Below are 24,671 nucleotides of genomic sequence, written 5' to 3'. Positions count from 1 at the left end.
GAAGCACTCCGGCTCAGCGGACCTCCCAGCCCTTGTCGCCGCGCTCGTACTGCTGACCTGCGCGCAGCGCGCCGTAGAAGAGGAAGTCCTTCACGCCCACGACGGACTTCCCATCGAACAGGCCCAGCTCCCCCTTGGGCATCAACTGGATGCCCAGCTCGGAGAGCTTCAGCCGCACCTTCGCGCCCGGGGCCACCGTCACGTCCGGCAGCACCGCGCCCACGGGGGTTCTCACCAGGGTGGGTGCATGGTCGCTCTGCGCCAGGCTCACCCGCAGGTTCGTGGTCAGCACCATGCCCTTGAGCGACAGCGCCACCGTGCCCCGGTTGCCCACGTCCACCCAGCCCGCCACCGGGTCGAACGCCTCGAACACCAGGGGCGAGCCCTGGGCCTTCAGCCGCGCCCAGTCCTTCTCCACGAAGGTCCGGCGCTCCTTCACGTAGCGCTTCATGTAGTCGCGGCCCGCCTGGAACTGGGCGAAGTCGGTGTACGGGGCTCCACGCATGTGCGGGGTGATGAGCGCGTGCAGCGCGTCGATGTACGGGTTCATCACCTCGGGGGTGAACAGCTCGTCGAGCGCCTTGTCGAGCCGCGCGCCCAACTGCTCACGCAGCGCGGGGTTGGCCAGCACGCGCGTGCCCAGGTTGGAGAAGACGGGCAGGTAGCCGGGATAGGACTGCGTCTCCGTCTTGCGCTGCAGGTACATCCTCTCCGTCCACGCGTCCGTCAGCGTGAAGTTGAACAGCGGGTGGCGCATGTTGTTGGAGCTGGTGCTCATTCCCTCCACGGGATTGAGGTACCACCAGCGCGCGTCCACGTTGTTGAGGTCCCAGGGCACGTAGGACCACTTCGCCACGGCCCGGTCGTAGATGAAGTAGCTCTCCGAGTCCTCGACGAAGTTGTTGGACATCAACGCGTCCAGCACCATGGAGCGCAGGTAGTGCTCGAGCTGGAGGTGTTTCTCCAGTGCTTCGGCGAACTGGGGCTCCGGCGTGTGGTTGATGACGTCCAGCATGGCGAGGAGCGCGTCGTCCGGTTGCTGCTCGTTCGTCTTCTTCGTCCAGTCACCCTGGTAGGGCACCTTCCACGTCTTCAGCTCGCAGTCCTTCCAGCCGCATCGGTAGATGGTGGCATCGTCGTCCGCGAAGGCGTGGGCCTTGAGGAAGGCCTTGTTCACCTGCTCGATGTCCAGGAACACGCCCTGGTACTGGCCATTGAGCTTGAGGCGCACGTAGGTCGCCTTGGACGCGGGCACGCGCATCGCGGCCATCAAGTCGAACGCCATCTTCTCCGCCAGCATCGTCGCATCGGCGTACTCGGCCACGAGGTTGAGTGACGTGCGTCCCTCGAACCGGGCGTCCTTCTCGAAGCTCACGTTCCAGCTCTTCTTCGGGAAGTAGCGCGCGGAGGCACCTCGCAGGCGCACCTTCACCTGATACGTCGTCCCGCCCGCCTTGAAGACGGCGTCCTGCTCCGGCGTCCACACGTCCGCCTCGAACTTCTTCATCGCCGCCTCGGGGATGATGAGCTCGTACTCGGGCACGCTCGCTTGCAAGGCTGGCATCGTGAAGGGCTTCTGGGCCTCGGGCGTCACCGGAGGCGGGTCCACGGGGGGCGGGTCCACCGGAGGCGGGTCCACGGGCGGAGGGTCCACGGGGGGCGGGTCCACCGGCGGAGGTTCCACGGGCGGATTTGTTGGAGGCGGCTCCTCGATGATGACGGGAGGCGATTGAGTGGGCGAGGACGGGGCTCCAGAGCCGCAAGCCCACAGCCACATCACCGGAAGGCAGAGCAAGAGTCGTGAGCGAGTCATCGCCGGGTGTTGAGCAAGGCTCGTGCCTCATGGAGGGAGACGTGCGCCGCTCGAAAGTGAACGAAGCCAGTGCCCTGAGACGCCGTGGGGTGGGTAGTTGATGAAAGGGATTTCCCTTCCTGGTCCGGTCATTTGCTTCACCCTGGAGGGCTGAGGACCCGTCGACCCCTGGGTCGGCGTGAGGGCTTCTTGAGAAGGAGCTGCGTCGCACGCGAGCCTCCCTGGTGGGGCAGGCGGGCAGGCAGGGAAGCCTTCTTCCCTTCTTCCCACCGCTGTTCCCGACGCGGAACGTCGGGCCTAGCTTCTTCAGGAAGAGGGGAGCGCCGCGACAGGGAGACGCCCGCGATGGAGACCTGGAACCAGTCGTCTGATTCCGCCCGCAACCACACGCCGCTGATGGTGAACCGTCGTATCGACGAGCATGTAGAGGCGTGCGTGCGGCACATGGCGACGCACGCGGACCGGCCGGAGATGAGCCGCTACCTCCAACGGTTGGAGCGCGAGTGGGACCTCAACCGCGCCGTCATGGTGGGCACGGCCGCGATGGGGGCGCTGGGCCTGTTGCTGGGCAAGAAGGATGGCGGCCGGTGGCGGGTGCTGAGCGCCGTGGCCGCGGGAGTCCTCCTCCAGCACGGCGTCTTCGGCTTCGGGCCCTTGTCCGCTCCCTTGCGCGCGCTGGGCATCCGCTCGCGCCGGGAAATCGACCTGGAGAAGTTCGCCATCAAGGCGCTGCGCGGTGACTTCGAGCGCATCCCCAATGACGGCGGGCCCATGGCGAAGGCCAACGCGGCGCTCGTGGCCGCGCAGTCCTGACGCCGCGTCCCCAAGCATCACCAGCCCCCGCTCACCCGATGAAGGGAGCGGGGGCGGCCTGTCGCCTCAGTGCCGAGGCGAGGTGTAGCCACCACCCTGCGCCGGCATCAGCGCGGGGGACCCGCCCTGGGGTGGGCCGTTGTTCGTCGCGCCGGTGTTCCCCTGGTCGAAGAAGCCGTTGAGGCCGGCGATTCCCAGCGAGAAGTTCGTCACCCAGCCGGAGTCCGGCTTGCCGGCCTTGGCGCCGATGTCGAGCGGCCTGCCGAAGTGCAGCCGCAGCAGCAGGGGCCCCAGCGCCAGGTTCACACCGACGACGGCGTTGAGCACGCGGTGGTCCCACAGGTCCTCGGCGCTGTTGCCCACGCCACCCACGTCCATCGCCGCGATGGCCTCCAAATCACTGAGGAAGGCCACGCGGATGATGTCGTTGAGGGGCAGCTGCAGCTCCAGCGTGGCGTAGGTGAAGTTGCGGCCGAGCAGCCACCGCTCGTCGCCGAAGTTCACGCCGCGCAGGGTGTCGAACGACGACAGGAAGTAGGAGCGCGCGTAGCGTCCGCCCAGCGTCGTACCCGCGCCGCCGCGCAGGAACAGGTGGGTGCGGCCGTAGATGGGGAAGTAGCGCTCGGCATCCAGCCGGAGGTTGCCGTAGGCCTCGCTGTCGAAGGGCTGCACGCCCAGCGTCATCTCCAACAACGCGGAGCTGCCCGACAGCGGACCGGTGGCGTAGTGGTATTTGAGGCTGTCGTAGCCCACCTGTCCGCTCAGCTCGGTCTGGAAGCGGATGGAGCCGTTCTTCGCGTTCCACAGCGACAGCAGCTCCCGGTTGGCCTCGTTGCGGTCCGCGAAGAAGAGGCGGAACTCGGTCTGGTCGTCGAGGAAGTACTTGGTTCCGCCCATGCTCAGGTCGCCCTGGACGAAGAAGAACGTGCTCAGGGGATAGCGCAGGCTGCCGAGCGCGCCGAAGTACCGCTCCGCCGACGTGAAGAAGACGGGCAGGTCGTCGAACGTCTGGTCCACGCGGAAGCGCAGCGACTGGAACAGACCGCCGCCCCACGTCGTCCGGCCCGCGTCGTTGATGTACAGCATGTAGCCGTCCGTCAAATCGAAGCTGCCGTACACCGCCAGGGTGAGGATGAACTGGTGGTCCCTCATGCGGTCGCTCGCCGCCGCGAAGAGCTGACCGACGAAGCCGCCGCCGCCCGCGCCCGCGAAGCCGAAGATGGGGCCGAACTCCAGGTTCTTTCGCGCGAAGGGCTCGTACGCCTGCGCATCCGTGAGCGGGCGCACCGCCAGCGGGTTGGGCGGCTCCGGCGGAGGCTCCGGCGCCACGTCGAGCGCGAGCATGCGCGGCGGCCTGAGCACCGCGGGCTTCCGCTCACCCGACACGTGGAAGAGCATCCACAGGCCACCCTCGGGGCCCGGGCCCGGCTCGAAGACGCCGGTGGTCAGGTCCGTGCGGCGCACGATTCGCCCGTCCGCCATCAGCTCGTGCAGGTCGGAGCTGCTGTTGTTGAAGGCGGTGAAGAACACGCGGCCGTCGACCAGGGCCAGCGGGTCCGCGTGGTCCCTCTCCTCGCTCGTCAGCCGCTCCACCTGGCGGGGCGCGTCCAGCTTCACGCGGAAGAGGTTGAACTTGCGGTGCGACGTGGCGTCCGACGTGAAGACGATGCCCGCGGGGCCCCACGTCACCTGGCGCTCGGAGAACACGTCGTCGGTGAGCTGCAGGGGCTTGGCGTCCGGGCTCGCGTTCAGGTCGATGACGTAGACGTCGCGCAGGCCCTCGTCCTGGATGCCGATGAAGGCCACGTAGCGCCCATCCGGCGAGAGGGCCGGCGAGTACGCCGCGAGGATGCCGTGCTTGTCGATGCGGTAGGCCTTGCGGTCGCCCACCTCCAGTTGCACCGACGTGCCCACCTCCCGGTCGATGCCGGTGCGGATGGGGTTGCGTCGCACCAGCACGTCGTTGGCGCGCTTCTCCACGGTGTGTTTGTAGTCCTGCACGTAGATGATGTCGCGACCGGTGATTTCGGCGACGAAGGCCAGCTTGTCCTTGGACAGCGCGAAGCTGCGGCCGGAGATGGGGTGCAGCGACTCCACGCCGGGCACGCCGTCACCGGCCACCTTCACCGCCTTGTCCGGCGCGCGCGGGTCCATCACATACAGCCGGCTCTCGCCGGTCTCGGGGACGATGGTGCGCAGCGCCAGCAGGGTGCCGTCCGGCGAGCTGGACATCGCGGTGATGTAGCCCGGGGCCTTGTCGAGCAGGTCCAGCGCGGGCGCGGACTGCTCCGAGCCGAGGTACGTCTTGTAGGCCCGGCGCTTCAGCCAGTTCTCGAACCGCGCGGACAGCCGCTTCGGATCATCCCCCGTCAGGCGCTCCAGCAGCTCCTCGAACTTGAGCGACGGGGAGTCCTTCGAGCCGCCCACCAGCCGGGGCGAGTCCTCCAGCACGCGCTGGATGAAGCCCTTGCCGTACTCCTCCTCGAGGAAGGCCACGCGCACCTGACCGACCTTGTAGATCCACAGGTAGCCGTAGGGCCCGGGGGAGAAGAAGTCGAGGAAGGCGTAGCCCTTGTAGAGGTCCGGATTGACGAGCAGGTCCCGGACGAGCATCTCCGCCTCGGGGTCCATGCCGCGCTTGGCGTAGAACTCGGCGATACCTTCGATGAACCACAGCGGAATCGCCTGGAGGGGGTCGCCGAACACCTTGGCCTGCTCGGCCACGGTGCGCGTCTTCTGGATGGTGAACTGGTGCGCCAGCTCGTGGGTGCTGATTTCCTCGAAGAGTCGGTGATCACCCAGGTACGGCAGCGTGAGCTTCAGGTCCTCGGTGCTGGTGACACCCAGGGTTCCCTCGGACAGCGGGAAGAGGTTCGTCTGAAGGAATTCCTGGTAGCTGCTGTAGAGGATGTACGGGAAGGTCTCCGTGGGGACGTACTGGAAGGTGTCCACCAGGTACCGGTACGCCTCTTCGATGAGCGGCGCGGCGCGCTCGGCGACGACGCGCTCTCGCTCGTAGAAGTAGAAGCGCACGCCGCCGGCCTTCGCGCCGAGCGACTTCGCGTAGGTGTAGTTGAAGCCGCCGTCGGGGTTGCCGCCCAGCGCGGGGCCACCGAGCGCGGGCCCGCTGCCGAGGGCCGGGCCGCCGTCTCCGAGCGCGCTGCTCAAGGGCGTGCCGCCGTCCTCTCCGCCCGTGACGCCCGCGGTGGCGCCCGAGGGAGGCGTGCCGCCGTCCTCGTTGTCCGCGACGGCTCCCGAGGGAGGCGTGCCCGAGTCCTGCGGCTCCGCGAGCTGAGGTGCGGGGCTGGGGGAGAGGGTGGTGGAGGGGTCGGCGCCGGTGGGGGGATCCGCCGGGACTGACTTCGTGTCGCCGGTCTGGGGGTGGGTGGTGGGCGCGTCGGGGTTGGCTCCCCCTTGTGCCTCGGGCGGCTGTTCATGCGCCGTCCTGTCAGGAGGCTTGGCGACCCCGGTGGCCTGTGGGCCCACGAGGATGTCGACGTGCCGCCACTCGAACTCGAAGCTGTTCACCGGCGTCTTGCCCGGGCGACGAGGCACGACGAAGACCTGGGCCAACGCCAGCTCCGGGAGGAGCAGGGTCAGCGCGGCGGCAGCGAGGAGACGGGGGTTCACGAAGGTCACCTCTTGGGGTGGGGTACTGGCGAGACAGGTGCTTCCTAGGAGGCTCGCTCTCAGGAGTGAGCCTATACAAGCGCCTCGATAATTTCTTTTCGTTTACTTGCCGGGCGGTGGACGTCGCCGCTCCCTTGGGGAGAAAGAGGGAAGGGCTTTCGTTGGGTTCCAACGCCCGGTATGCATACGGGCCATGAGACGCTTCTTCCTACTGAGCAGCACGCTGGTCCTCGCCCTGGGTTGCGGCAAGGACGACGACTCCAAGAACAAGGCGGAGTGTCATCTTGCCGCCATCAACCTGTCGGCCTGTCAGCGTTCAAGCCTCGCCTCGGTGCAGTCCACCGGGGTGTGGAACGTCAATGTTGAACTGAACGACGGCTCGGGCTCCGCAGGAGCGCTGAAGTTGTCGGGCGGTTCAGGGGCCCAGATTCTGGGGTTGTCGGTGACGGAGCAGCAGCTCACGGAGGACACCTTCTATCTGGCCGCCGACGTGGTGGACACGTACGGCCGCACGGTGCGTTACGCGTTCGCGGGTTGCGAGGCGAGTGCGCCGACGAAGCTGGAGGGAACGTTCCGTCGGTGTGTGGACGGAGCGCTGGACCTGCAGGGCACCTTCAAGGGGGCTCGCCTGGAGCGCAACGCGGGCGAAGGCGAGTCGTCGGGCGTGGAGCTGGTGAAGGAGCTCGCGTTGCCGCGCGGCGCCGCGCGGGATTTGACGGTGTCGGGTGGCTACGCCTATGTGCCCGCGGGCCCCGAGGGCTTCTTCGTCTTCGACGTGACCAACCCGGCCGAGGCGCGGCGGGTGGGCGAGGGCAATCCGGGCAACGACGTCTACACGGACGTGGCGGTGAAGGGCACCACGCTCTTCGTCGCGAGCCAGAAGAATGGCCTGGCCCTCTACAACGTGGCGAATCCGGCGGCGCCCGCCTTCCTGCGTGCGTTGGCGGACCCGGCGGTGGAGGTGGTGTCGCTGGCGGTGGAGGGGAATCTCCTGTTCGCGGCGTCGCCCGCGCCCAACGGAGAGGTGCTCATCTTCGACGTGACGACGCCGGTGCAGCCGAAGCTGGTGGACCGTTACTTCGTCGAGGGCGCGCAGCCGCAGGGTGGCGAAGTGCCGATGGATGTGATGGCAGTGGGCAATCGCCTGTACGTGAGCAACTGGACCTACGGCGTGACGGTGTCGGATATCACCACGCCGTCGACGCCGAAGCTGCTGGGGCGGTTCAGTGGTGGTACGTCGCGCACGGTGGCGGTGGGCACGGTGGGTGACCGCACGCTGGCCTTCTCCGCTGGCGAGGACTGGGACGCGCACCTGACTGTGCTGGATGTCGCGTCTCCGGCGACCGTGCTCCAGGTGGGTGAGTTCCGGATTCGTCCGGAGGTTTCCATCCGCGCGCTGGCGCTGTCGGGAGCGAAGCTCTACGTGGCGCACTATCAGGATGGCCTGCGCGTGCTGGACGTGAGCAACCCGAGCGTGCCGCGGCAGGTGGCGTACTACAACACCTGGCGTGAGACGGATGCTGGCCGTGGCATCTCGTTCTTCGAGGGGCTCAACAGCGTGAACGTTCCCGGGGATGGGTACGTGTACGCGACGGATTCGTCACGAGGGTTGCTCATCTTCCGCGAGACGCCGTGAGCGTCAGGTCGCACCATCGGTTGAGGCGCCTCGTGAGTGAGGCGCCTCGCCGGTGTCGTGCGCGGAAGGTGCCGCGTTGTGCGGTCGCCTCGTTCGTGAGCCAGGTGCTTCGCCGGCGTCACGGAGTGAGCAACGAGTTGCCCGTGTCGGACCTGCCGAGGCTGGTGTCACGGCGCGAGCAGGGAGTTGGCCGTGCCGGACGTGCCGAGGCCGCCGTCACGGAGTGAGCAGCGAGTTTCCCGTGCCGGACCTGCCGAGGCTGGTGTCACAGCGCGAGCAGGGAGTTGCTCGTGCCGGACCTGCCGAGGCTGGCTTCACGGAGTGAGCAACGAGTTGCCCGTGCCGGACCTGCCGAGGCTGGCGCTGCGAGCGAGGCTGAGTTCGACGCCGGCATCTTGCAGTGCGCGTCGCGCGGAATACGTGTCGCTGCGTCCGGCTGCGTCGCGGGCGAGGTTGATCAGGGCGCGGGCGCGTTCAGCATGAACGATGACAGTCCCCTGGCCGAACTCGGCGGCGCTGTCGCGGACGCTGGCGAAGGCGCTGTCGGCGATGTCCAGCGCGTTGCCGACATCGTCTTCGCCCTGTTGGAGCGCGGCATCCGCCGCGAGCATCCACTCCCCCGCGCTCTGGATTGCGGCGAGCCGCTGCTGACGTGAGCGCTCGGTTTCGACCGCGCGCTCGCCGAACGTGTCGACTTGCTGCTGGGTGGCCTGGGCGTTCTGTTCAATCTGGGTGTCGCGTGTCTTGAGTTCTTCCTCGAGTTGCTGAAGGCGATTCCGCAGTTGGGTCACCTCCGCGTCCGTGGCGGGCTCGGTGGCCTGGGCCGAAGGGTTCGCGGCGGTGTTTCCATTCTGCTGCCCGCTCACGGAAGACTGTTGCTGCGGTTGAGCCGGCGCGGTCGATGTGTCGCCCGACGCGCCCGCGCCGCCCTGTCCATCGAGTTGCTCTGTTTCAGTGGGCCCAAAGCCACCGAGGGAGTCCTGGCTGTCAGGCTGTGTCGTCGTGCTCGTGCCGGAACCCCCCGTCGCGCCCTGGTTATCAGGCTGTGTCGTGGCCTCCGTGCCGGAACCACCGGTCGCGCCCTGGCTATCAGGCTGTGTCGTGGCCTCCGTACTGGGGCCCCCCGTCGCGCCCTGGCTATCAGGCTGTGTCGTGGCCCCCGTCGCGCCCTGGCTATCAGGCTGTGTCGTGGCCCCCGTCGCGCCCTGGTTATCAGGCTGTGTCGTGGCCTCCGTGCCGGAGCCCCCCGTCGCGCCTTGATTATCGGGCTGTGTCGTGGTGCTCGTGCCCGAGCCGCCGGTCGTGCCCGGGTTGACGGGCTGCGTCGTCGTGCTCGTGCCCGAGCCACCGGTCGCGCCCTGATTATCGGGCTGCGTCGTCGTGCTCGTACCCGAGCCGCCAGTCCCCATGGGATCCACGGGAGCCGTCGTCCCGCTCGTGTCCAAGTCGCCGGTCGAGCCCTGAGTGCTGGGCTGCGTCGTGGCATCCGTGCCAGAACCACCGATTCCTGTCTGGCCAGCGCTGTCCGTGCCTGAAACGTCGGACGAGTCCTGTCCGCTCGGAATCGGGGTCTGCGGCGCCGTGCCGGCCGTTCCATCCAGCCCGCCAGCCTGCGATGCCGACGACGGAGCCACGGCCTCGGTGTTCGAGCCACCTGGCTGCGAAACCCGAGCATCACCCGAGTCATCCGAGCCCGCCCCCTGTCCTGTTGTCACATTGCCCGAACCACCCACGCCCGGGGCATCTCCGCCTGTCGTCCCCGAGGTCGTTGATGAAGCATCGGAGTCATCCGTCCCACTGCCCCCCGTGCCTTCCGGCACCTCGGCGGGGATGGGCTCATAGTTCCGATACGTTTCGTCGATAGCCACTTCGCCGGAAGTCGACGGGGCATCGCCATCCGGAAGAGCAGGCGTGATGCTGTAGGGCCCATAGGGCGCCGTCCCATCCGCCATCGGAGATTGAAGGACGTAGTTGGGAGGGAGCCATGCGCCGTCCGCTGCCTCGGCGGCCTGCTCGTTCGCATCCCGCAGGGCCGAAGCCGCGGGGCCCCTGTTGGACGGATCCGTGGGGGAAGGGTAGGGCGCCTCGCTCTGACCCTGCGCGAGGCTCAATCCGGCGGCGATGGCGATCCACAGGTGCATGCCGGAAGGATGTTCACTGCATGAATTCTCCGGCACCTCGTCGGCCCAAGCGCCCCTCGTTGGCCCGCCCGGGCGGCGACCTGCCCCCGAAAAGAAAGGACCGCGTCCCCGGGAATAGGAGACGCGGTCCCTGAAGCTCCACTGCGCGAGGTGTCCGCGTCAGATGCTGATGCGCAACCCCGCGCCCAACTCGAAGGTGGGCGCCGCCAGGGTGCGGCCATGAACGGTCTCCCCGTTGACGTCGACGTCGGGCACCGAGAAGCCGAGTCGGAACTCACCACCCTTGTGGCCGTAGTGAACGGCGCCATAGGCCTCGACCGTCAGGTAGCTGAGGGCGCGGTGGGTGACGTTGATCCGACTGATGTACGACTTGTCCGAGAGGTTGCTGAGCGTGAAGAAGTTGAAGGACGTGCGCTCGAGCGACCCGGGCCGGTCCAGGAACAGGTACGCGGCACCATAGTGGCGGCCCAGATACAGCGGCTGGAAGGCGTCCTCCGCGATCAGGTACGGATAGCCGAAGGAGCTCGTGTAGCCCGTCGAGTTGTAGAAGTACTCCACGCCCAGCACTGCGATGTCGTTGTCGCCGTAAGGGAAGCTGTAGTTGGCGCCACCCGTCACCTGTGGCGTGAGCCCCGAGGGGACATAGGCCTCCACCAGCGACGTGTCCTTGATGATCTCCTCGTACGTGGTTCCGGCGGGGATTCGGTACAAGGGGCGCTCGGTGCCCTTCTTGATGCCTACTTCTCCGTAGACATCGATGGGACCCAGAGCCGAGGACACGTCGAACCCGAAGCGCGGCTTGCGACCCCGCTGTGCCACGGCGCTGGCGCCGAACTCGGCGGGCCCGAGGACGACTTCCGCGCGCAGCGCCCCACCGATACGGCTCAGGCGGTTGACCGGGTCGGCCTCCACGGGGGGCGGAACGCCTCCCGTGTTGTCGAGCAGCGCGCCCGCATCGGTGCCCAGGTCATCCATCACCGCGATGGCATAGAAGTTCCAGCCCTTCGCCTCCCAGGGAACGTGGACCTTCAACATGGACACGCCGGTGCGCAGGTCCACGAAGGCCAGCGGATTGCGCCGCTGCGGTGACAGGAAGTCGGTGGGGTTCCATATCTGCCCCGTGCCCCACTTCACATGCTGCTTGCCGATGGTGAGGAACAGGGTCCGTTCGATATCGAAGCGGAGCCAGGCCTGGTCCAGCAGCACGCGAGGATTGGACGGCGTGTTGTTGGTCGTGGTGCCCGTCTGCGTGGCCACGGTGGGGTCGTAGCTCAACCGCCCCACCACGAAGCCGCGCAGCCGGTCCATCGGCCGCGCGTCGAAGTACCCGTCCACCAGGGTGGGCGCGGAGAACGACGTGTCACCGAACGACGTCCCCTCCGTCGCCGCCGCGAAGCCGCGCATGTAGAACTGCCCGCCAATCTTCAGCGGGTCGTCCACGGCCTCATCGGAATCGAAGGCGCTGCGCGTCCCCGGCCCCGACAGCGCCTGCGAGTCCCGGTCTCCCGGCTCGGGCGGAGCCGGGGTCAGCGGCGGTTGCCGCTCGGTCGCGTCGCCCGTGTTGCTCGCGTCTGCTCCCGCGGACGGCGCGGGGTCCTCGCCGAACACCTCGTCGTCACTGGGACGCCCCGTCGTGGGAGGCTCCCCGGGCGTGTCGGCCTGGGCGGGCTTGTCGTCCTCGCCCCCGAAGAGGGCATTCTCGTCCGGCCGCTCGGACTGCCCGAGCGCGGTGGTGCCGGCGAGGACCACGGACAGGGCCGTGGCCAGGGTGAGGTTGCGCGGGCTCATCGACTCTTGCTCTCGAGCCAGGCCTTGGTGAAGAGGTTGGCCTCCAGCGGGCGCAGGTCCACGGACTTGATGAGGATGATGGTGGAGTTGGCCTTCTCCACCTCGTCGTAGAAGCGGATCTCCTCGGGGAACCAGACGTCGGCGCCCTTGGACTCGCTGAAGATCTTCTTCCAGCGCGGATAGAGCGCGGTGCGCATCAGCCGGCCGGACAGGGCGTAGTCCTCGCGCTTGAGGATGTTGTTCGTGTCCTTGTCTATCCACATCTTGACCAGGGGATAGGCCACGTCCACGTTGGGCTTCACCTTCAAGAGCAGCTTGTGGGCGGTGAATTTGCCCAGCTTCGCCTCGCCCTCGTAGGCCGGGTCGAACTCCTCGGCCAGACGGGACTCGTCGAAGTCGGCACGTCGGCTGTCGGTGCCGGCGATGCGCTCGCGCTCGGTGCGACGCTCCCACTTGCCCACGTTGGGGTCGTAGCTCCAGAGGTTCTTGTCCATCCTCAGGTAGCCCTTGCCCGCCTCCGTCTTGGGCTTGCTGAAGAGGATCATCAGCTTGTCGTCCGCGTCGCGCCGGTAGACGAACGCCTCGCGCACGTTGTCTGTTTTGTCCTTCTCCTTCTGCTCCATGTAGATGAGCGACTTGTAGTCGCCACCGTTGCGCTGACGGTCATCGATGGTCGCCAGCATCTGCGTCATGGCGGCCGGCTCCAGGGCCAGCGCCACGGGCGCGGACAACATGGCCACGGACAGCGCCGCGGCGGACAGCAGATTCTTGAGGCTCATGGATTTCATCCGATGTGGTGCATCGCCGTCACCGGCTTGAGGCGCGCGGCGAGGAAGGAGGGAATCAGCGAGATGAGCGTGGTGCAGGTGGTGATGAACACCATGGCGCCGACGACGGAGCCCGCGTTCACCACCAGGTGCAGCCGGTCCGACATGATGAACATCGCCACGGCCGCCGGGACGCCCACGTGAGCGGCGTCCACGCCCAGGCAGACGGCCAGCCCGATGAGCGCGCCCGCCAGGGTGCCCAGCGCCCCGAGCGTCATCGCCTCGAACAGGAACATCGCCACCACCCGGGTGCGCTGCATGCCGATGGCGCGCAGCGTGCCAATCTCCCGGGTGCGCTCCCGGATGGCGATCCACAGCGTGTTCATGATGCCCACGCCGATGATGACCAGCAGCACGAAGATGAGGATGCCGGTCAGCCCGTTGAGCGCGGTGAGCGTCCAGGTGATGAACGACAGCTCATCCTCCCAGTTGGTGATGTCCAGCTTCTGTCCGGTCCACGCCTCGCGGTTGACGACCTCGAACTTCATCCAGAAGGCGCGAGGGTCATTGTCCATGAGCTGGTGGCCCGCGTCCGCCAGCACCGTGCGCAGCCGCGCCTGGACGACGGGCACCTGGTTCACGTCCTTGAGGTACAGATAGAGGGCGCCCGTGGTGTCGTCGCGCAGTTGGTACAGCGAGCGCAGCGTGTTGGACGGGACGAAGACGTTGAAGTCGCTCATCATGCCCACGTCGGTGGCGATGGCCGCGACGCGGACGTCCACCGTGTTGTTGGTGCCGCGCATGGTGGGGGCGGAGACGGTGACGGTGTCGCCCACCTTCACCTGGAGCCGCTTGGCCTGCTTCTCGAACAGGAGCACCGTGCCTTGCTCGTTCAGCCCGTCCAGGTTGCCCTCGTGGATCTGCAGGACCTGCCGGAAGCCCGGCTCGTCCTTCACGTCGATGCCGCCCACGCCCACCTGCATGGAGGCGGACTCGCTGACGATTTTCGCCCAGCCGCGCCCGCGCTGGACGGCGTAGTCCAGCTCCGGCACCTCCTTGCGGACCAGCTCGAGAATCTTGGGGTAGGCCGTCACCACCGGCGCGGCCTGGCCGGCGGTGACCTTGAAGAAGCCGCCCACGTTGACGTGGCCGGTGGCGAGCGTGGTGGCGGAGCGCAGCATCGTCTCCTTCATGCCCGTGGACAGGCCCATGAGGATGACGAGCAGCGCGGTGACGCCGGCGATGGCGCCGCCCAGCAGCAGCGTGCGCCGCCGGTGGGTGCCGAGGTTTCGGAATGCGATGAGGAAGAGTTGGAACATGGCCTTACTCGTCCGTCTGCATCGCCTGGAGAGGCGACACCCGCGTCGCGAGGAACGCGGGATAGAGGGTGGAAATGGCGGACACCAGGAGGACAATCACGAAGGCCGCGATGAGGTTGCCGGCGCTCAACGTGGGGTAGAGGCGGGGACCGGAGAAGAAGAAGTACAGCGCCTCGTTGCCGGCGGGGATGCCGGCGCTGCCCAGCGCGCTCATGATGCCGCTGCCGAGCAGCGCGCCGCCCACGCCGAACACGAAGCCGAGCAGCACCGTCTCCACCAGCACCATGCTCAGGATGAAGGAGCGCTGCGCGCCGATGGCCCGCATCGTCCCGACTTCGCGCACGCGCTGGAGGGTGGCCATCATCATCGCGTTGTTGATGATGACCAGCGCGACGATGAAGATGATGAAGACGGCGAAGTAGAGCACCAGCTTCGCCATCAGCACGAACTGGCCGATGAGGCCCGCGGCCTGCTGCCACGACACCACGCGCAGCTTCAGCCCCGCCGCCGTGGAGGCCTGCTTCAGCTCCTCCATCGTCTGCTGGAGCTGCTCGGGGTCCTTGAGGATGATGGCCGCGCTGAGCGCCACGCCCTGCTCGATTTCCTGCTGGGAGTAGACGCGCGAGGCCAGGTCGTCCCGGCGCAGCGAGCCCAGGGCCCCCTCGAACGCCTTCGAGTCCTCGATGAGTCCCGGCGTGGCCTCCGCCACCAGCGTGTTGCCGCTCTCCTCTCCGAAGAGCGCTTCCTCGGCGTTGGCGCGGTCCACCGCCTTCAGGCCGCTGTTCTTCTGCAGTTCGGCGATCTCCGCCTTGCGGTCCGGACTGAGGTAGCCGTACAGCTCCCGGAAGGACATCAGGTCCATCAGGTTGATGACGCCGGCCATTGCGGACTTCTCCAGCCCCTTGAACTGATAGGTGCCGTAGATCTTCACGTTGATGCTCTGCACGTAGCCGGTGCGCGTGAAGGCGGTGATGGTGAGGTTGTCACCCATGCGCATGCGGTACAGCTCCAACAGCGGCGCGAGCTCCGCGTAGAACTGCTGGTAGCGCGTGTCGAAGTTGTCGTCGGTGGTGGTGAGGAACTCCGACAGGAGCTTCTCCAGGGAGGCCTCCTTGCTGCCGAGCACCTTCTGCAGCCGCTCCACAGCCTGCCGCGTCTTGATGGGGTCCAGTTGGAAGAGGATCTCCCGTGGCTGCGTCTGGTTCTCCTTCACCCAGCGCTGCAGCTGCGGGTCGGTGTCGATGCGCTTCTGGTTGAGGTCCCGCTCCTGCTTGATGTTGTCCAGCCGGAGCGCCGTCTTCAGCTTGAGGAAGTTCTCGTAATAGAACTTGGACAGCAGCATGCCGCGCTTGCCCTGGGGCACCGGCTGACCGTCGACAATCTCCATGCGGTCGAAGGTGCGCTGGAAGGAGTCCAGGTCCGTGCCCACGTAGCGCATGTCCAGGAGGTCGCCGTCCGGAAGCTGCGGGGCGATCCGGTTCTCCAGGAACTCCAACGAGGCGAACGGGTCCTGCTCGAAGGTGTCCCAGAACGCGTCGGTGCGAGCGCGCGCCAGGGCCTCCACCTCCAGCGGGTCCACGGCGGCGGAGCTGAGCAGCTCGCGGCTCTTGTTGCGCTGCTCCTCCATGAGCGACACCATCTGCCGCACATGTGACTTGACGCTGTCGATGTTCGCGCGAAGGGCAGGGGACTCGCCTTCCTCCGCGCGCTTCTTGTAGAGGTCTCTCAGGCGCGCGAGCGTCAGGTCCACCGTGTTGCCGGAGGTGATGAGCGCGCCGCTGGTGCCCATGGGCACCACCGTCTTCACGTTGGGGTGCTTCTCCAGGACGGGCTTGATGCGGCTGAAGTCGTCCAGCACCGCCAGGTCCGGCTCTCCGCTCATGCCGCCGTACAGGCTCAGCTCGTCCTTGGAGTCGTCCGAGTAGACCTGGAGGTGGCCCGCGACGCTGCCGATGATGCTGCGGCTCATCGCGCTGTCCATGCTGTCGAGCAGCGCGCCGCCCACCACCACCAGCAACGTGCCGAAGAAGATGATGCCGCCGATGAGGATGTTGATCTTGCTGGTGAACAGGTTGCGGAAGGCCACCTGCATCAGCAACCGGAGCTGGCCCATGTCAGTGACCCTCCGCGCCCACGGCCAGGGCCCGCTTCGCCTCGGAGGGGGTCAGCCGGTCCAGAATCTTGCCGTCCGCCAGACGCACCACGGCGTTCGCGTGGTTCATCACCTTGGCGTCGTGGGTGGAGAAGATGAAGGTGGTGCCTTCCTTCTGGTTCAGCTCCTTCATCAGGTCGATGATGTGCTGGCCCGTCACCGAGTCCAGGTTGGCGGTGGGCTCGTCCGCCAGCACCAGCTGGGGCCGGGTGACGAGCGCGCGCGCCACGGCCACGCGCTGACGCTGGCCGCCGGACAGCTCGTTGGGGCGGTGCTTGGCGTGATGGGCCAGGCCCACCTGCTCCAGCAGCTGATTCACCCGCTCCTTGCGCTGGTTCTTGTCCAGCTTGCGCTGGAGCAGGAGCGGGAACTCCACGTTCTGGAAGACGCTGAGCACCGACACCAGGTTGAAGCTCTGGAAGATGAAGCCGATGGTGTGCAGGCGCAGGTGCGTGAGCTGGCGCTCCGTGAGCTGCTTGGTGTCCTGGCCGGCGACGCTGACGACACCCGACGTGGCGGTGTCCACGCAGCCGATGAGGTTGAGCAGCGTCGTCTTGCCGCTGCCGGACGGGCCGGCGATGGAGATGAACTCACCGGGATGCACCTGGAGATCCACGCCTCGCAGCGCCGGGACGACCACCTTGCCGAGGGTGTAGTCCTTGGTCACGTTGGTGATGGAGACGATGGGAGATTGCGCGACTGCGGCGTTCATGCGGTGCGTCCTTTCGATGCCTTGGGGGTGCGGGGCGAGGGGCGGGCGCCGCGCGAGGCGCGCCACCGCTCGGCGATGCCGGCCATTTCGGCCAGGTAGAATTCACAGAAGTCCGCCGCCTCGAGCAGGTGCTGCTTGTGCGCGAGCTGCGGCGCGCGGAGGGCCTCCTGGCACACGCGGACAAACGCCTTCACGCTGTCCTCCGCGGTGCGAAGCCGGCTCTCCCAGCCGTCGTTGTTCACGACGTAGTAGTGCTGCCGGTCTCCGGGCACGCTGGCGGGCTCCACCAGTCCAATCGCCATGCTGGCGCGGATGTTGGTGGAAACGGAGGCCGCGCTCACCTTGAGCACGCGGGCAATCTGCTGGAGCGACAGCGGCTGGTCCGTCAGCATCAGGAGCGCGTGGATGCGCCCGCCGATGCGCGTGCTGCCCTGCCGTTCGAAGTACAGCCCCATCGATTCGATGAAGCGCTGCTCCGCGGCGCCCAGCTCCTTCATTCCCGGCCTCCGTCTCACCCGAGGAGGCCGCGCGCGACAGACGTCCGCGAAGGGCCAGGGTGGCGCCCGGCATCTAGTTCGTTCAGACCATTCAGTCAATACTGAATGAAGTGAACGCAAGCAGGGCCCGCGACCTGTGGAGGCCGCGGGCCCTGCTCATCCCCGTCTCGGGGGAAGACGTGCGTCACGGGTACCGGTCCGTCGGCTCAGTACGTGTCGGGGCTGGTGCTCTTGTCCCCGGAGGTGCCGGTCCCCATGTCCTTGTTCTTGTCGGTCCCCATGCCGGAGCCGCCGGTGCCCGGCTCCTCCATTGGGGCGCCCGGGTCCTGGGTGCCCGTGTCCGGGGCGGGCTGGTTGATGGTCGGGTCAGGCGTCATGACGTCCGTGCCCGCGCCGCCAGTGCCCGACAGCGAGATGCTCTTGGCCATGTTCTTCGTTTCCTTCACCTCGAAGCTGGCCCGGATCTCCTGACCCTCCTTGAGGTCCTTGGCCTTCTTGAGCGTCGGGTCGGTGAACGTCGTGCTCTTGTCGATGTCGAGCGTCACCACCGCGCCCTGCGCGTCCTGGACGAAGACCTTGCTGCTCTCGGCCTTCACCACCTTGCCGCTCAGCTCCTTCTGGCCCATGGCGCTGGAGCCCATGGTGGAGCCAGAGCCCCCCATGGAGCTGTCCTGCTGCATGGAGCTGTCCTGCTGCGTGCTCCCGGTACCTGAGGTGCCCGAGCCACCCTGGGCCGCAGGGTCCTGCTGCGGCTTGGTCTTGTCATCGTTCGCCATCGCCGCGCCGGACCCCATCAGCGCCATCGCCGCGAAAACCCCAACCAGCTTCTTCATGGGAGAGTCTCCTGTGTGAGTGCGACGGAGGGGTGTGCGTGATGCAATCGGTCCCTCCGCTGTTCCAAAAGCTAGGTGCGACCGTGGAAGGGGACAGGGCTGGGGGGGCAAGGTCGGCGCGTGCCCGGCCCCTCCCCTGCCGGTGGGCCATGGGCAGGGTGGACCCGAGGGCAGGCCTCAGGCGGCTTGTGGGCGGACGGGCTTTTCCCCTAGCGTCACGCCGGCAAGCGTCCATCGGCCCCCTGGCCGCTGGCCCGACAGGAGACCCCCTCCGCGATGCCCCCGTCAGCCAAGCCCTCCGCTCCCTCCCCGTCCCAGGAGCTCCCCGTGCCCTCGTACCCCGCAATCGAGTCGCTGCTCGAGGCGACCCCCGCGGAGGACGTCCGGGCGCTGTTCGACCCGCTGAAGGACGGCCTGGCCGCCCTCAAGGGGCCCAAGGTGGACGCGGGCAAGAAGGCCCAGGCCGCGCTGACCCACGCCGAGCAGCTGCTGGAATTGTTGGTGGATACCCGCGAGCGGCTGATCGCCGAGGCGAAGGGTTCCAAGGGTCGGAAATGACGGGGTTTTCCCGTTGAGTCGCGGTTTTTCGCCACGGACAGGCAACTGGCGGAGGGCTGGGCCGATAATCAGGGAAAGAGCACTGGATCATCCGGGAGCTCTGTCTACTTCTCGCAGCGCCTGGAGGATGAAATGGCGAAGATCGACAACATGATGGGTCCCGGCGTCCGGCTCTCGACCAACGTCACGACGGCGCGCCAGACCCCGAACACGGGCTTCGGCGCTCGGCTTCAGAACGGCCTGAACAGCGCGGCGGGCGCGGTGGGCACGGGCGTCGGCGCGGTGGCCGGCATGATTCCGGGCGGTCAGATTGTGTCCGCGGCGGTCTCCTCGGTTCACACCCTGTCCAACAACGCGGGCTCTGGCAGCGCGCCCTACGCGGGCGTGATGAGCACCGCGGTCGGCATGGGCGGCGGCACGGTGGCCCCGTCGATGGGTGGCGGCGTCGCGGCCGGCATCAGCGGCGTGGCGGGTGGCGTCGGTGGTGGTGTCGCGGGTCCGGGCACGGGCGCGCTGGGCACCAGCACGTCGGACACTGTCGGCGGCAACTTCTCGCTGAACCAGATGGCGGCGGAGAACTCCAAGCTGCTGAACCTGCAGGCGGCCATCCAGCAGGAGTCGCAGACCTTCACGGCTATTTCCAACGTGATGAAGTCGCGGCACGATTGCATCAAGAACTCCATCAGCAACGTCCGCTAAGCCCTCGGGGCGTGGCGGGCGCGAGCCCGGAGGGGAGGGGAGCGGCGCCGCTTCCCTCCAACCCGGGCCAGGAAAGGAAGAGCGAAGTCCATGGCGGAGAGCGTCTCGGAGATCTCGAACAGCCTGGTCCCCTTGGGGCGCCAGCAGGCCATGGTGTTGCTGGAGGCCGGCTATCTGTGGCTGGACATGGGGCAGTTCGACAAGGCGAAGGAGATCTTCTCCGGCGCCGCGGCGCTGATGCCCAGGAGCGAGGTTCCGCAGCTGGGGCTGGGCGCGGTGGAGTTCGCGCAGGGCCGTCACGACAAGGCGTTGCAGGCCTACCGCTCCGCGCAGCGACTGGCGCCGCAGGCGTCCCTGCCGCGCGCGCATGTGGGAGAGGCGCTCCTGTTCCTCGGCAAGGTGCCGGAGGCGCTCAAGGAGCTGAAGGCCGCCATCGACCTGGAGCCCGAAGGTGACGGGGCCCGTCTTGCGCAGGCGCTCCTCCAGGCGAAGGAAGCGGGAGTCCTGCCTCCCGCGAAGAAGTAGAGGCAGAAGGGGAGCTTCGCCCATGGCTGTCGGTGGCGTTGGACGCGGTGGTGGGAAGGGGCGCGCCGGCGGCGCGAAGGGGGCGTCGTCCGCGGCGCCCACGGGTGGCACGGCCTTTGGCGCCCGGGTGGACAAGGCGGAGTCTCTCGTCGGCGTTTCGGGTCTGGTAGGCTCCAGCAACGTCCAGGGCCCCCAGGCCGCGGATCCGGTCGCCGCGCAGGCGATGGCCATCGCCCGCGGATTGAAGAACGGGGGCTTCAAGAGCAAGGAAGAGGCGACCCGGGCGTTGGTCGCCGAAGTCCTGAAGGAGAAGCTGCGCATGAAGTCCTCCTCCCTCACCACGAAGATCGCGGACGCACTGCAGGATGACCCGAGGCTGAACCAGGTACTCGAGCGGCTGTGGTCCAAGGCCGAGTGAGCAGCGCTTGCCACTGGGCGAAGACAGGAAGGCCATTCTCACCAAGTACGGCCCCTACGTTCGGTCGCTCGCGGCGACCGTGCGCAAGCAGTTCAACGCCCAGCTGGAGCTGGATGAGCTGGTGGCGTACGGACAGATTGGACTGCTGGAGGCCGCTGAACGATTCGACCCGAAGGTGGGAGCCAACTTCCTCACCTTTGCCCACTACCGCATCAAGGGCGCCATCTTCGACGGCTTGAGGAAGATGGGGGTGTTGAGGGGTTCTGACGCCCGCAACGCGTATGTGGGCGAGCGGGCGGCGGCGTATCTCGGCAATTTGTCGGACCGGGAGTCGGGCTCAAGCAACCGGGGCAGCTCATTCGACGATGATGTCAGTGACATCTCGGATGCGGTGCAGGGTCTGGCGATGGTGTTCGCCTCCAGTCTGGAGGGGGCCGACAACGGCGGGTACACCGACGAGTCGCTGCCGGTGGATGTCCGGCTGGAGCAGGAGCAGCTGAAGACGCGGGTGCGGGCGGCGATAGAGAAGCTCCCGGAGAAGGAGCGCAAGCTTCTTCAGGGGTACTACTTCCAGGGCAGGACGCTGGAAGAGGCGGGGTCGGAAATCGGGCAGTCGAAGAGCTGGGCGTCGCGGCTTCATGCGCGCGCCATCGACCGCCTCAAGGAACTCTTGAACGAGGAGGAGGAACTTCCCCCTACCTCGACGGATGCAAGGAGGCTGTCACATGGCGGGTCCGATGGCGGGCATCTCCGCGGCGCAGGTGGCGCAGCAAAAGCTGCAGGATCAGGGCGTCCAGCAGACGAACAAGGCGGGAGCGTCGAAGTTCGACGGAGTTCTCGCTGACAAGGCGCAGGGCGCCGGCCAGGTGGACGCGGCCCAGGGCGTGAACAAGGCCCAGGCGGCGCAGGCGACCCAGAAGACGGACGCCGTCCGCCAGGTGGAGACCGTCAACAAGACGGAGAAGGCGGCCCTGAACAAGGTCAGCGCCACCGCCACCCAGCCGGTCTCCGCGAAGGCCGCGGAGCCTGTCGCCGCCAAGACGGAGACGGGCAAGACGGGCAAGGCCTCCGACATGATGTCGCAGGTGATTGGCGACCTGGAGAAGGGCCAGGGCAACCTGGAGAAGATCATCTCCCAGGCCTCCAGCGGCAAGCAGTTCTCCAACGCCGAGCTGCTGTCGCTCCAGGCGTCCATGTACCAGTACACCCAGCAGTTGGACCTGACGAGCAAGGTGGTCGAGAAGGCCACCACCGGCCTCAAGGACGTCGTCAAGACGCAGGTCTGATTCAGTCCACCGTCCTCGGTGGCGCTTGGATGAAGGGCGGCCTCTCCGAGTTGGAGGGGGCGCCCTTCCGCGTTTTCCGAGGCCCTAGTAAGCTCAATGTGCCCATGATTCGCCGACCGCAAGCGTTCGCCGCCCCGCTCCTCGCCCTCGTGCTCGTGACGGGATGTCACATCGAGCTGCAACATGAGCTGAGTGAAGCGGACGCCAACGAAATCTACGTCCTGCTCAGCAAGAACGGCATCAACGCGAAGAAGGAGAAGGAGGAAGGCGGCAACGAGGTGCGGTTCATGATCACCGTGCCCAAGACAGACGCCGCGGAGGCAGCGGAGTTGCTCAAGCTCAACTCGCTGCCCAGACCCGTGGAGAAGGGGCTGTCGCACTTCGCCAAGGGAAGCATGGTGCCCACCGCCACGGAGGAGCGCGCCATGCTCCTCAAGGCCATGGCGGGCGAGGTCTCCAACGCGCTCAATCAGATTGACGGCGTGTTGGAAGCACGCGCCATCGTCAGCGTGCCGGAGAACAACGACCTGACGCAGCCGGAGAACAAGCCGCTGCCGTCCGCGTCGGTGTTCATCAAGTACCGCATCGTCGAGGGCGGCAAGGCGCCCATCGAAGTGGCCGCCGTGAAGGCCTTCGTGGCCACGGCCGTGCCGGAGATGCGGCCGGAGGCGGTGACGGTGCTGATGACCGCGGCTCAGGGCCCCAAGGCGGAGAAGACGGACGAGAACCGGCAGCAGGACGTGCTGGGCCTGCGGATGACGGCCTCCAGCGCCAGCCAGTTCAAGGTCATGCTGGGGGGCGCCTTCCTGCTCATCGTGGTGATGATGGGCGTGACGGGGTGGTCGTTCATGCGCTCCCCCGGCGGCGCGCCCGCGGCGCGTGGCACCCGTCCCCGCGTCCGTCCGCCCGAGGCCTGACGCCTTCCGCGCCCCTCCCGGTGGGGCGCCTTCTTTCTCCCAGCGGGCGTCCGTGGAAGCCCGCGAGGTGACGTTTGGACTCGTTCTTCACCTCGCTCAACAAGCGCCAGAGCATGTTGCTCCTGACCGCCGTCACCTTCGGCGGCCAGGAGAGCTTGGGGGCGATGGAGCACCTCCCGACGGAGGAAGGTGAGCTGCTGCGCCACCGCGCGCAGGAAATCCTGCAGATCCCCCGCGACAAGCGCATCCCCGCGCTGGTGCAGGAGATCAAGCGGCTGGTGAAGGACCGGCGCGGCCAGTTGTGGAGCGCGGAGCCGGAGCGCCTGGCCGCGCTGCTGCAACGCGAGCGCGGTGCGCTGATGGAGATGGTGCTGCGCGCGCTGCCCTCCGCGATGGCGGAAGCGGTGCGGGTCCACCTGCCGCCGTCTCGCGTGAAGCTGACCCGCGAGGTCCGGCCTCAAGTATTGGACATCGTCCGGTGGAAGCTGGAGGAGGCGCTGGCTCGGGAGTCGAGCGCCTCGCAGTCCGCGGGCTTCAAGTTCTCCGACGTGCTCATGCTCCAGCAGCGAGAGCTGCTCACGGTGAGCGACAGGCTGGGCGCGCGCGTGCTCGGCCCGGCCCTGGCGGGCCTTCCCGACGCGGAGCGGGAGATGCTGCTGGAGGCCCTGCCTCCGGACCTGAAGCTCCTGGCCGGCAAGTCCGTGGCGGCCAATGCGCCGCGCAAGCTTCCCGAGGAGGACGCGCGCGCTCAGTTGGAGCTGCATGACGGACTGAAGAACCCGGCGGGCTCCATCCGCAGCGCGGGGGTCCAGCGGCTGGCGCGCGCGTGCGTGGCCCAGTCCCCTGAGTTCGCCGCGCGCATGCTGGAGAAGTACCGGGGTGAGTTCGGCAGCCTGGTGGCGAAGTGGGTGCGCGAGGAGCGCATCCGTCCCACCGCGCGCGGAGACGGTGGCCGCACCGACATCGTCATGGACCTGGAGCGGCTCGCCACCCGGGGCCTCATCGAGCGGCCCGTGCGTCTGGCGACGCCTCCGCCGCCGCGTCAGTCCGCCGTGCTTCCGCCGCCCCCTGGCGCACGCAAGGCCGCGGCCGCCGCGGCTTCCTCCGTCGCGCGTGAAGCTCCCGCTGGAGGGACCCGTGAGCCCGGCGCCGCGCCTCGAGAAGGAACAGGCGTGGCCCGTGAGCCGGCGAAGGCAGCCGCCGCCGCGCCTCGAGAGGGGACGGGCGTGGCCCGCGAGCCGGCGAAGGCCGCCGCCGCTCCTCGAGAGGGGACAGGCGTGACCCGTGAGCCCGCGAAGGCACCAGCCGCCGCGCCTCGAGAGGGGACAGGCGTGGCCCGCGAGCCGGCGAAGGCAGCCACCGCCACGCGCCGGCCTCCAGGGGCCGAGCCCGCGGCGCGGCGTGACTTCATGGCCGAACGGGCCGCGAGGAGCGCGGGCGCCATGTCCAGCCGCGAGCCGTCGCGCGTCGCGCGTCCCAAGGATGGTGCCTCGGACGGCTCCGCGGTTCATCGCATCCCTCCTCGCCGTGAGCCCACGTCCGCTGCGCCGGCCCCGGGTGCTCCGCGTCGCGAAGGCACCTCGGCGGGTGCTCGCCGAGAGCCTCCTGGCGCGCCCGTCGCTCGTCGCGAGCCAGGTGGCCCCGAATCCCGCCCCGGGCGACCGGACCCGGAGGGGGCCCGCATCGGTCCTCCTCCCTCGCGTCTGGGCCTGGGGGGACCTCGGCCCCGGCCCGCGCCTCCCGCGGGTGAGCCAGAGGCGCCTCCGGCTCGGGAGCGCTCGCGCGTGGGCCCCGCGGCGGAGGGTTCCCGCGTGCAGCGCCCGCCCGAAGAGCTGTCTCGCGCCTCTCGCGTGCAGCCCCGTCCCGACGCTGCCCCCCCGCCCCGCGAGGACCCGGAGGGCTCTCGGGTGTTCCGCTCGCGCTCCTCGGTCAGCGTCAAGGCGGTGCGCCCGGACCCGGCCCGGGAGGGTGCGAGCCCGCAGGAGAGGCCCCCTCGGGTGCTGGCCGGGCGAGCGGCTCCCGCTCCGGGCGCGCCCCCAGGGGTTCGGGAGGGCACGTCGGTGCAGCGCCGACCCCGTGGGGCGTCCGACACGGACGGCCCGGTGCCTCCTGGCTCCGGTGGGCGTGGACCGCGCGGCGGAACGCGCTAGCATCCGGCCCGCAAGGA

At 68.1% G+C, this 24,671-nt stretch carries 20 protein-coding genes; 10 read left to right on the top strand and 10 right to left on the bottom strand.

Going from position 1 to position 24,671, the window contains the following annotated elements; all coding sequences use genetic code 11:
• Positions 1–13: 13 nt before the first annotated feature.
• Positions 14–1,813, bottom strand: a complete 1,800-nt coding sequence (locus HUA78_RS18710; protein WP_174476828.1) for a CotH kinase family protein — start codon at positions 1,811–1,813, stop codon at positions 14–16.
• Between the two features lie 345 nt (positions 1,814–2,158).
• Here HUA78_RS18710 and HUA78_RS18705 point away from each other — a divergent pair, with 345 nt between their 5' ends.
• On the top strand, positions 2,159–2,626 hold the full coding sequence (locus tag HUA78_RS18705; RefSeq protein WP_174457203.1) for a DUF2892 domain-containing protein: 468 nt from the start codon (positions 2,159–2,161) through the stop codon (positions 2,624–2,626).
• Positions 2,627–2,692: 66 nt separating this feature from the next.
• On the opposite strand, the gene HUA78_RS18700 is transcribed toward HUA78_RS18705, so the two are convergent.
• Positions 2,693–6,256 carry a tolB protein precursor protein gene (locus tag HUA78_RS18700; protein WP_174476827.1) on the bottom strand — a complete coding sequence of 1,188 codons (3,564 nt, stop codon included), beginning with the start codon at positions 6,254–6,256 and terminating at the stop codon, positions 2,693–2,695.
• A 193-nt stretch (positions 6,257–6,449) separates the two neighbouring features.
• Between HUA78_RS18700 and HUA78_RS18695 the strand changes: the two genes are divergently transcribed.
• Positions 6,450–7,892, top strand: a complete 1,443-nt coding sequence (locus tag HUA78_RS18695; protein WP_174476826.1) for an LVIVD repeat-containing protein — start codon at positions 6,450–6,452, stop codon at positions 7,890–7,892.
• Positions 7,893–8,206: 314 nt separating this feature from the next.
• On the opposite strand, the gene HUA78_RS18690 is transcribed toward HUA78_RS18695, so the two are convergent.
• From HUA78_RS18690 to HUA78_RS18655, 8 genes are all read right to left on the bottom strand, one after another.
• Positions 8,207–10,033 carry a hypothetical protein gene (locus HUA78_RS18690; RefSeq protein WP_174461802.1) on the bottom strand — a complete coding sequence of 609 codons (1,827 nt, stop codon included), beginning with the start codon at positions 10,031–10,033 and terminating at the stop codon, positions 8,207–8,209.
• A 159-nt stretch (positions 10,034–10,192) separates the two neighbouring features.
• On the bottom strand, positions 10,193–11,821 hold the full coding sequence (locus tag HUA78_RS18685) for a hypothetical protein (RefSeq protein WP_174461803.1): 1,629 nt from the start codon (positions 11,819–11,821) through the stop codon (positions 10,193–10,195).
• Complete coding sequence (locus HUA78_RS18680; protein WP_174461804.1) at positions 11,818–12,600, bottom strand: outer membrane lipoprotein-sorting protein; 783 nt, start codon at positions 12,598–12,600, stop codon at positions 11,818–11,820. Before HUA78_RS18680 ends, HUA78_RS18685 begins: the two co-directional genes overlap by 4 nt.
• A 5-nt stretch (positions 12,601–12,605) precedes the next feature.
• Entirely contained in the window at positions 12,606–13,907 is a 1,302-nt protein-coding gene (locus HUA78_RS18675; protein WP_174461805.1) for an FtsX-like permease family protein, read from the bottom strand.
• Between the two features lie 4 nt (positions 13,908–13,911).
• The gene (locus HUA78_RS18670; RefSeq protein ID WP_174476825.1) at positions 13,912–16,020 is read right to left on the bottom strand and encodes an ABC transporter permease; all 2,109 of its coding nucleotides are present in this window, start codon (positions 16,018–16,020) and stop codon (positions 13,912–13,914) included.
• Between the two features lies 1 nt (position 16,021).
• Positions 16,022–16,771 (bottom strand): ABC transporter ATP-binding protein, encoded by a 750-nt coding sequence (locus tag HUA78_RS18665; protein WP_141648440.1) that lies wholly within the window; start codon positions 16,769–16,771, stop codon positions 16,022–16,024.
• The gene (locus HUA78_RS18660) at positions 16,768–17,268 is read right to left on the bottom strand and encodes a GbsR/MarR family transcriptional regulator (RefSeq protein WP_141648439.1); all 501 of its coding nucleotides are present in this window, start codon (positions 17,266–17,268) and stop codon (positions 16,768–16,770) included. Before HUA78_RS18660 ends, HUA78_RS18665 begins: the two co-directional genes overlap by 4 nt.
• 206 nt (positions 17,269–17,474) lie before the next feature.
• A complete protein-coding gene (locus HUA78_RS18655) occupies positions 17,475–18,101 on the bottom strand; it encodes a hypothetical protein (RefSeq protein WP_174457195.1) in 627 nt (208 codons plus the stop codon).
• Between the two features lie 327 nt (positions 18,102–18,428).
• On the opposite strand from HUA78_RS18655, the gene HUA78_RS18650 reads away from it, so the two are divergent.
• The 8 genes from HUA78_RS18650 (at position 18,429) to HUA78_RS18615 (ending at position 24,654) form a co-directional block, all read left to right on the top strand.
• Positions 18,429–18,659, top strand: coding sequence for a hypothetical protein (locus HUA78_RS18650; protein ID WP_371745608.1), 231 nt, complete (start codon positions 18,429–18,431; stop codon positions 18,657–18,659).
• 132 nt (positions 18,660–18,791) lie between these two features.
• The gene (locus HUA78_RS18645) at positions 18,792–19,358 is read left to right on the top strand and encodes a hypothetical protein (protein WP_141649236.1); all 567 of its coding nucleotides are present in this window, start codon (positions 18,792–18,794) and stop codon (positions 19,356–19,358) included.
• 90 nt (positions 19,359–19,448) lie between these two features.
• The gene (locus HUA78_RS18640; protein ID WP_141649237.1) at positions 19,449–19,883 is read left to right on the top strand and encodes a tetratricopeptide repeat protein; all 435 of its coding nucleotides are present in this window, start codon (positions 19,449–19,451) and stop codon (positions 19,881–19,883) included.
• A gap of 22 nt (positions 19,884–19,905) precedes the next feature.
• On the top strand, positions 19,906–20,301 hold the full coding sequence (locus tag HUA78_RS18635; protein ID WP_141649238.1) for a hypothetical protein: 396 nt from the start codon (positions 19,906–19,908) through the stop codon (positions 20,299–20,301).
• Between the two features lie 7 nt (positions 20,302–20,308).
• Positions 20,309–21,145, top strand: a complete 837-nt coding sequence (locus tag HUA78_RS18630) for a sigma-70 family RNA polymerase sigma factor (RefSeq protein WP_141649239.1) — start codon at positions 20,309–20,311, stop codon at positions 21,143–21,145.
• A complete protein-coding gene (locus tag HUA78_RS18625; RefSeq protein ID WP_246137878.1) occupies positions 21,027–21,587 on the top strand; it encodes an ATP-dependent helicase HrpB in 561 nt (186 codons plus the stop codon). The genes HUA78_RS18630 and HUA78_RS18625 overlap by 119 nt, the downstream gene beginning before the upstream one ends.
• 104 nt (positions 21,588–21,691) lie before the next feature.
• On the top strand, positions 21,692–22,504 hold the full coding sequence (locus tag HUA78_RS18620; RefSeq protein ID WP_174457193.1) for a type III secretion protein: 813 nt from the start codon (positions 21,692–21,694) through the stop codon (positions 22,502–22,504).
• A gap of 74 nt (positions 22,505–22,578) precedes the next feature.
• Positions 22,579–24,654 (top strand): hypothetical protein, encoded by a 2,076-nt coding sequence (locus HUA78_RS18615; RefSeq protein ID WP_174461807.1) that lies wholly within the window; start codon positions 22,579–22,581, stop codon positions 24,652–24,654.
• The last annotated feature ends 17 nt before the right edge of the window (positions 24,655–24,671 follow it).

The sequence above is a fragment of the Myxococcus sp. CA033 genome (assembly GCF_013336625.1).
Classification (GTDB): domain Bacteria; phylum Myxococcota; class Myxococcia; order Myxococcales; family Myxococcaceae; genus Myxococcus; species Myxococcus llanfairpwllgwyngyllgogerychwyrndrobwllllantysiliogogogochensis.
Note: the sequence above shows the minus strand (reverse complement) of the source record. Positions and strands in the feature narration are given on the sequence as shown.

Coding starts and splice junctions, on each gene's coding strand:
- HUA78_RS18710 (WP_174476828.1), bottom strand. CDS start 1,813: ATGACTCGCTCACGACTCTTGCTCTGCCTTCCGGTGATGTGGCTGTGG.
- HUA78_RS18705 (WP_174457203.1), top strand. CDS start 2,159: ATGGAGACCTGGAACCAGTCGTCTGATTCCGCCCGCAACCACACGCCG.
- HUA78_RS18695 (WP_174476826.1), top strand. CDS start 6,450: ATGAGACGCTTCTTCCTACTGAGCAGCACGCTGGTCCTCGCCCTGGGT.
- HUA78_RS18690 (WP_174461802.1), bottom strand. CDS start 10,033: ATGCACCTGTGGATCGCCATCGCCGCCGGATTGAGCCTCGCGCAGGGT.
- HUA78_RS18685 (WP_174461803.1), bottom strand. CDS start 11,821: ATGAGCCCGCGCAACCTCACCCTGGCCACGGCCCTGTCCGTGGTCCTC.
- HUA78_RS18680 (WP_174461804.1), bottom strand. CDS start 12,600: ATGAGCCTCAAGAATCTGCTGTCCGCCGCGGCGCTGTCCGTGGCCATG.
- HUA78_RS18675 (WP_174461805.1), bottom strand. CDS start 13,907: ATGTTCCAACTCTTCCTCATCGCATTCCGAAACCTCGGCACCCACCGG.
- HUA78_RS18670 (WP_174476825.1), bottom strand. CDS start 16,020: ATGGGCCAGCTCCGGTTGCTGATGCAGGTGGCCTTCCGCAACCTGTTC.
- HUA78_RS18665 (WP_141648440.1), bottom strand. CDS start 16,771: ATGAACGCCGCAGTCGCGCAATCTCCCATCGTCTCCATCACCAACGTG.
- HUA78_RS18660 (WP_141648439.1), bottom strand. CDS start 17,268: ATGAAGGAGCTGGGCGCCGCGGAGCAGCGCTTCATCGAATCGATGGGG.
- HUA78_RS18655 (WP_174457195.1), bottom strand. CDS start 18,101: ATGAAGAAGCTGGTTGGGGTTTTCGCGGCGATGGCGCTGATGGGGTCC.
- HUA78_RS18645 (WP_141649236.1), top strand. CDS start 18,792: ATGGCGAAGATCGACAACATGATGGGTCCCGGCGTCCGGCTCTCGACC.
- HUA78_RS18640 (WP_141649237.1), top strand. CDS start 19,449: ATGGCGGAGAGCGTCTCGGAGATCTCGAACAGCCTGGTCCCCTTGGGG.
- HUA78_RS18635 (WP_141649238.1), top strand. CDS start 19,906: ATGGCTGTCGGTGGCGTTGGACGCGGTGGTGGGAAGGGGCGCGCCGGC.
- HUA78_RS18625 (WP_246137878.1), top strand. CDS start 21,027: ATGGCGGGTCCGATGGCGGGCATCTCCGCGGCGCAGGTGGCGCAGCAA.
- HUA78_RS18620 (WP_174457193.1), top strand. CDS start 21,692: ATGATTCGCCGACCGCAAGCGTTCGCCGCCCCGCTCCTCGCCCTCGTG.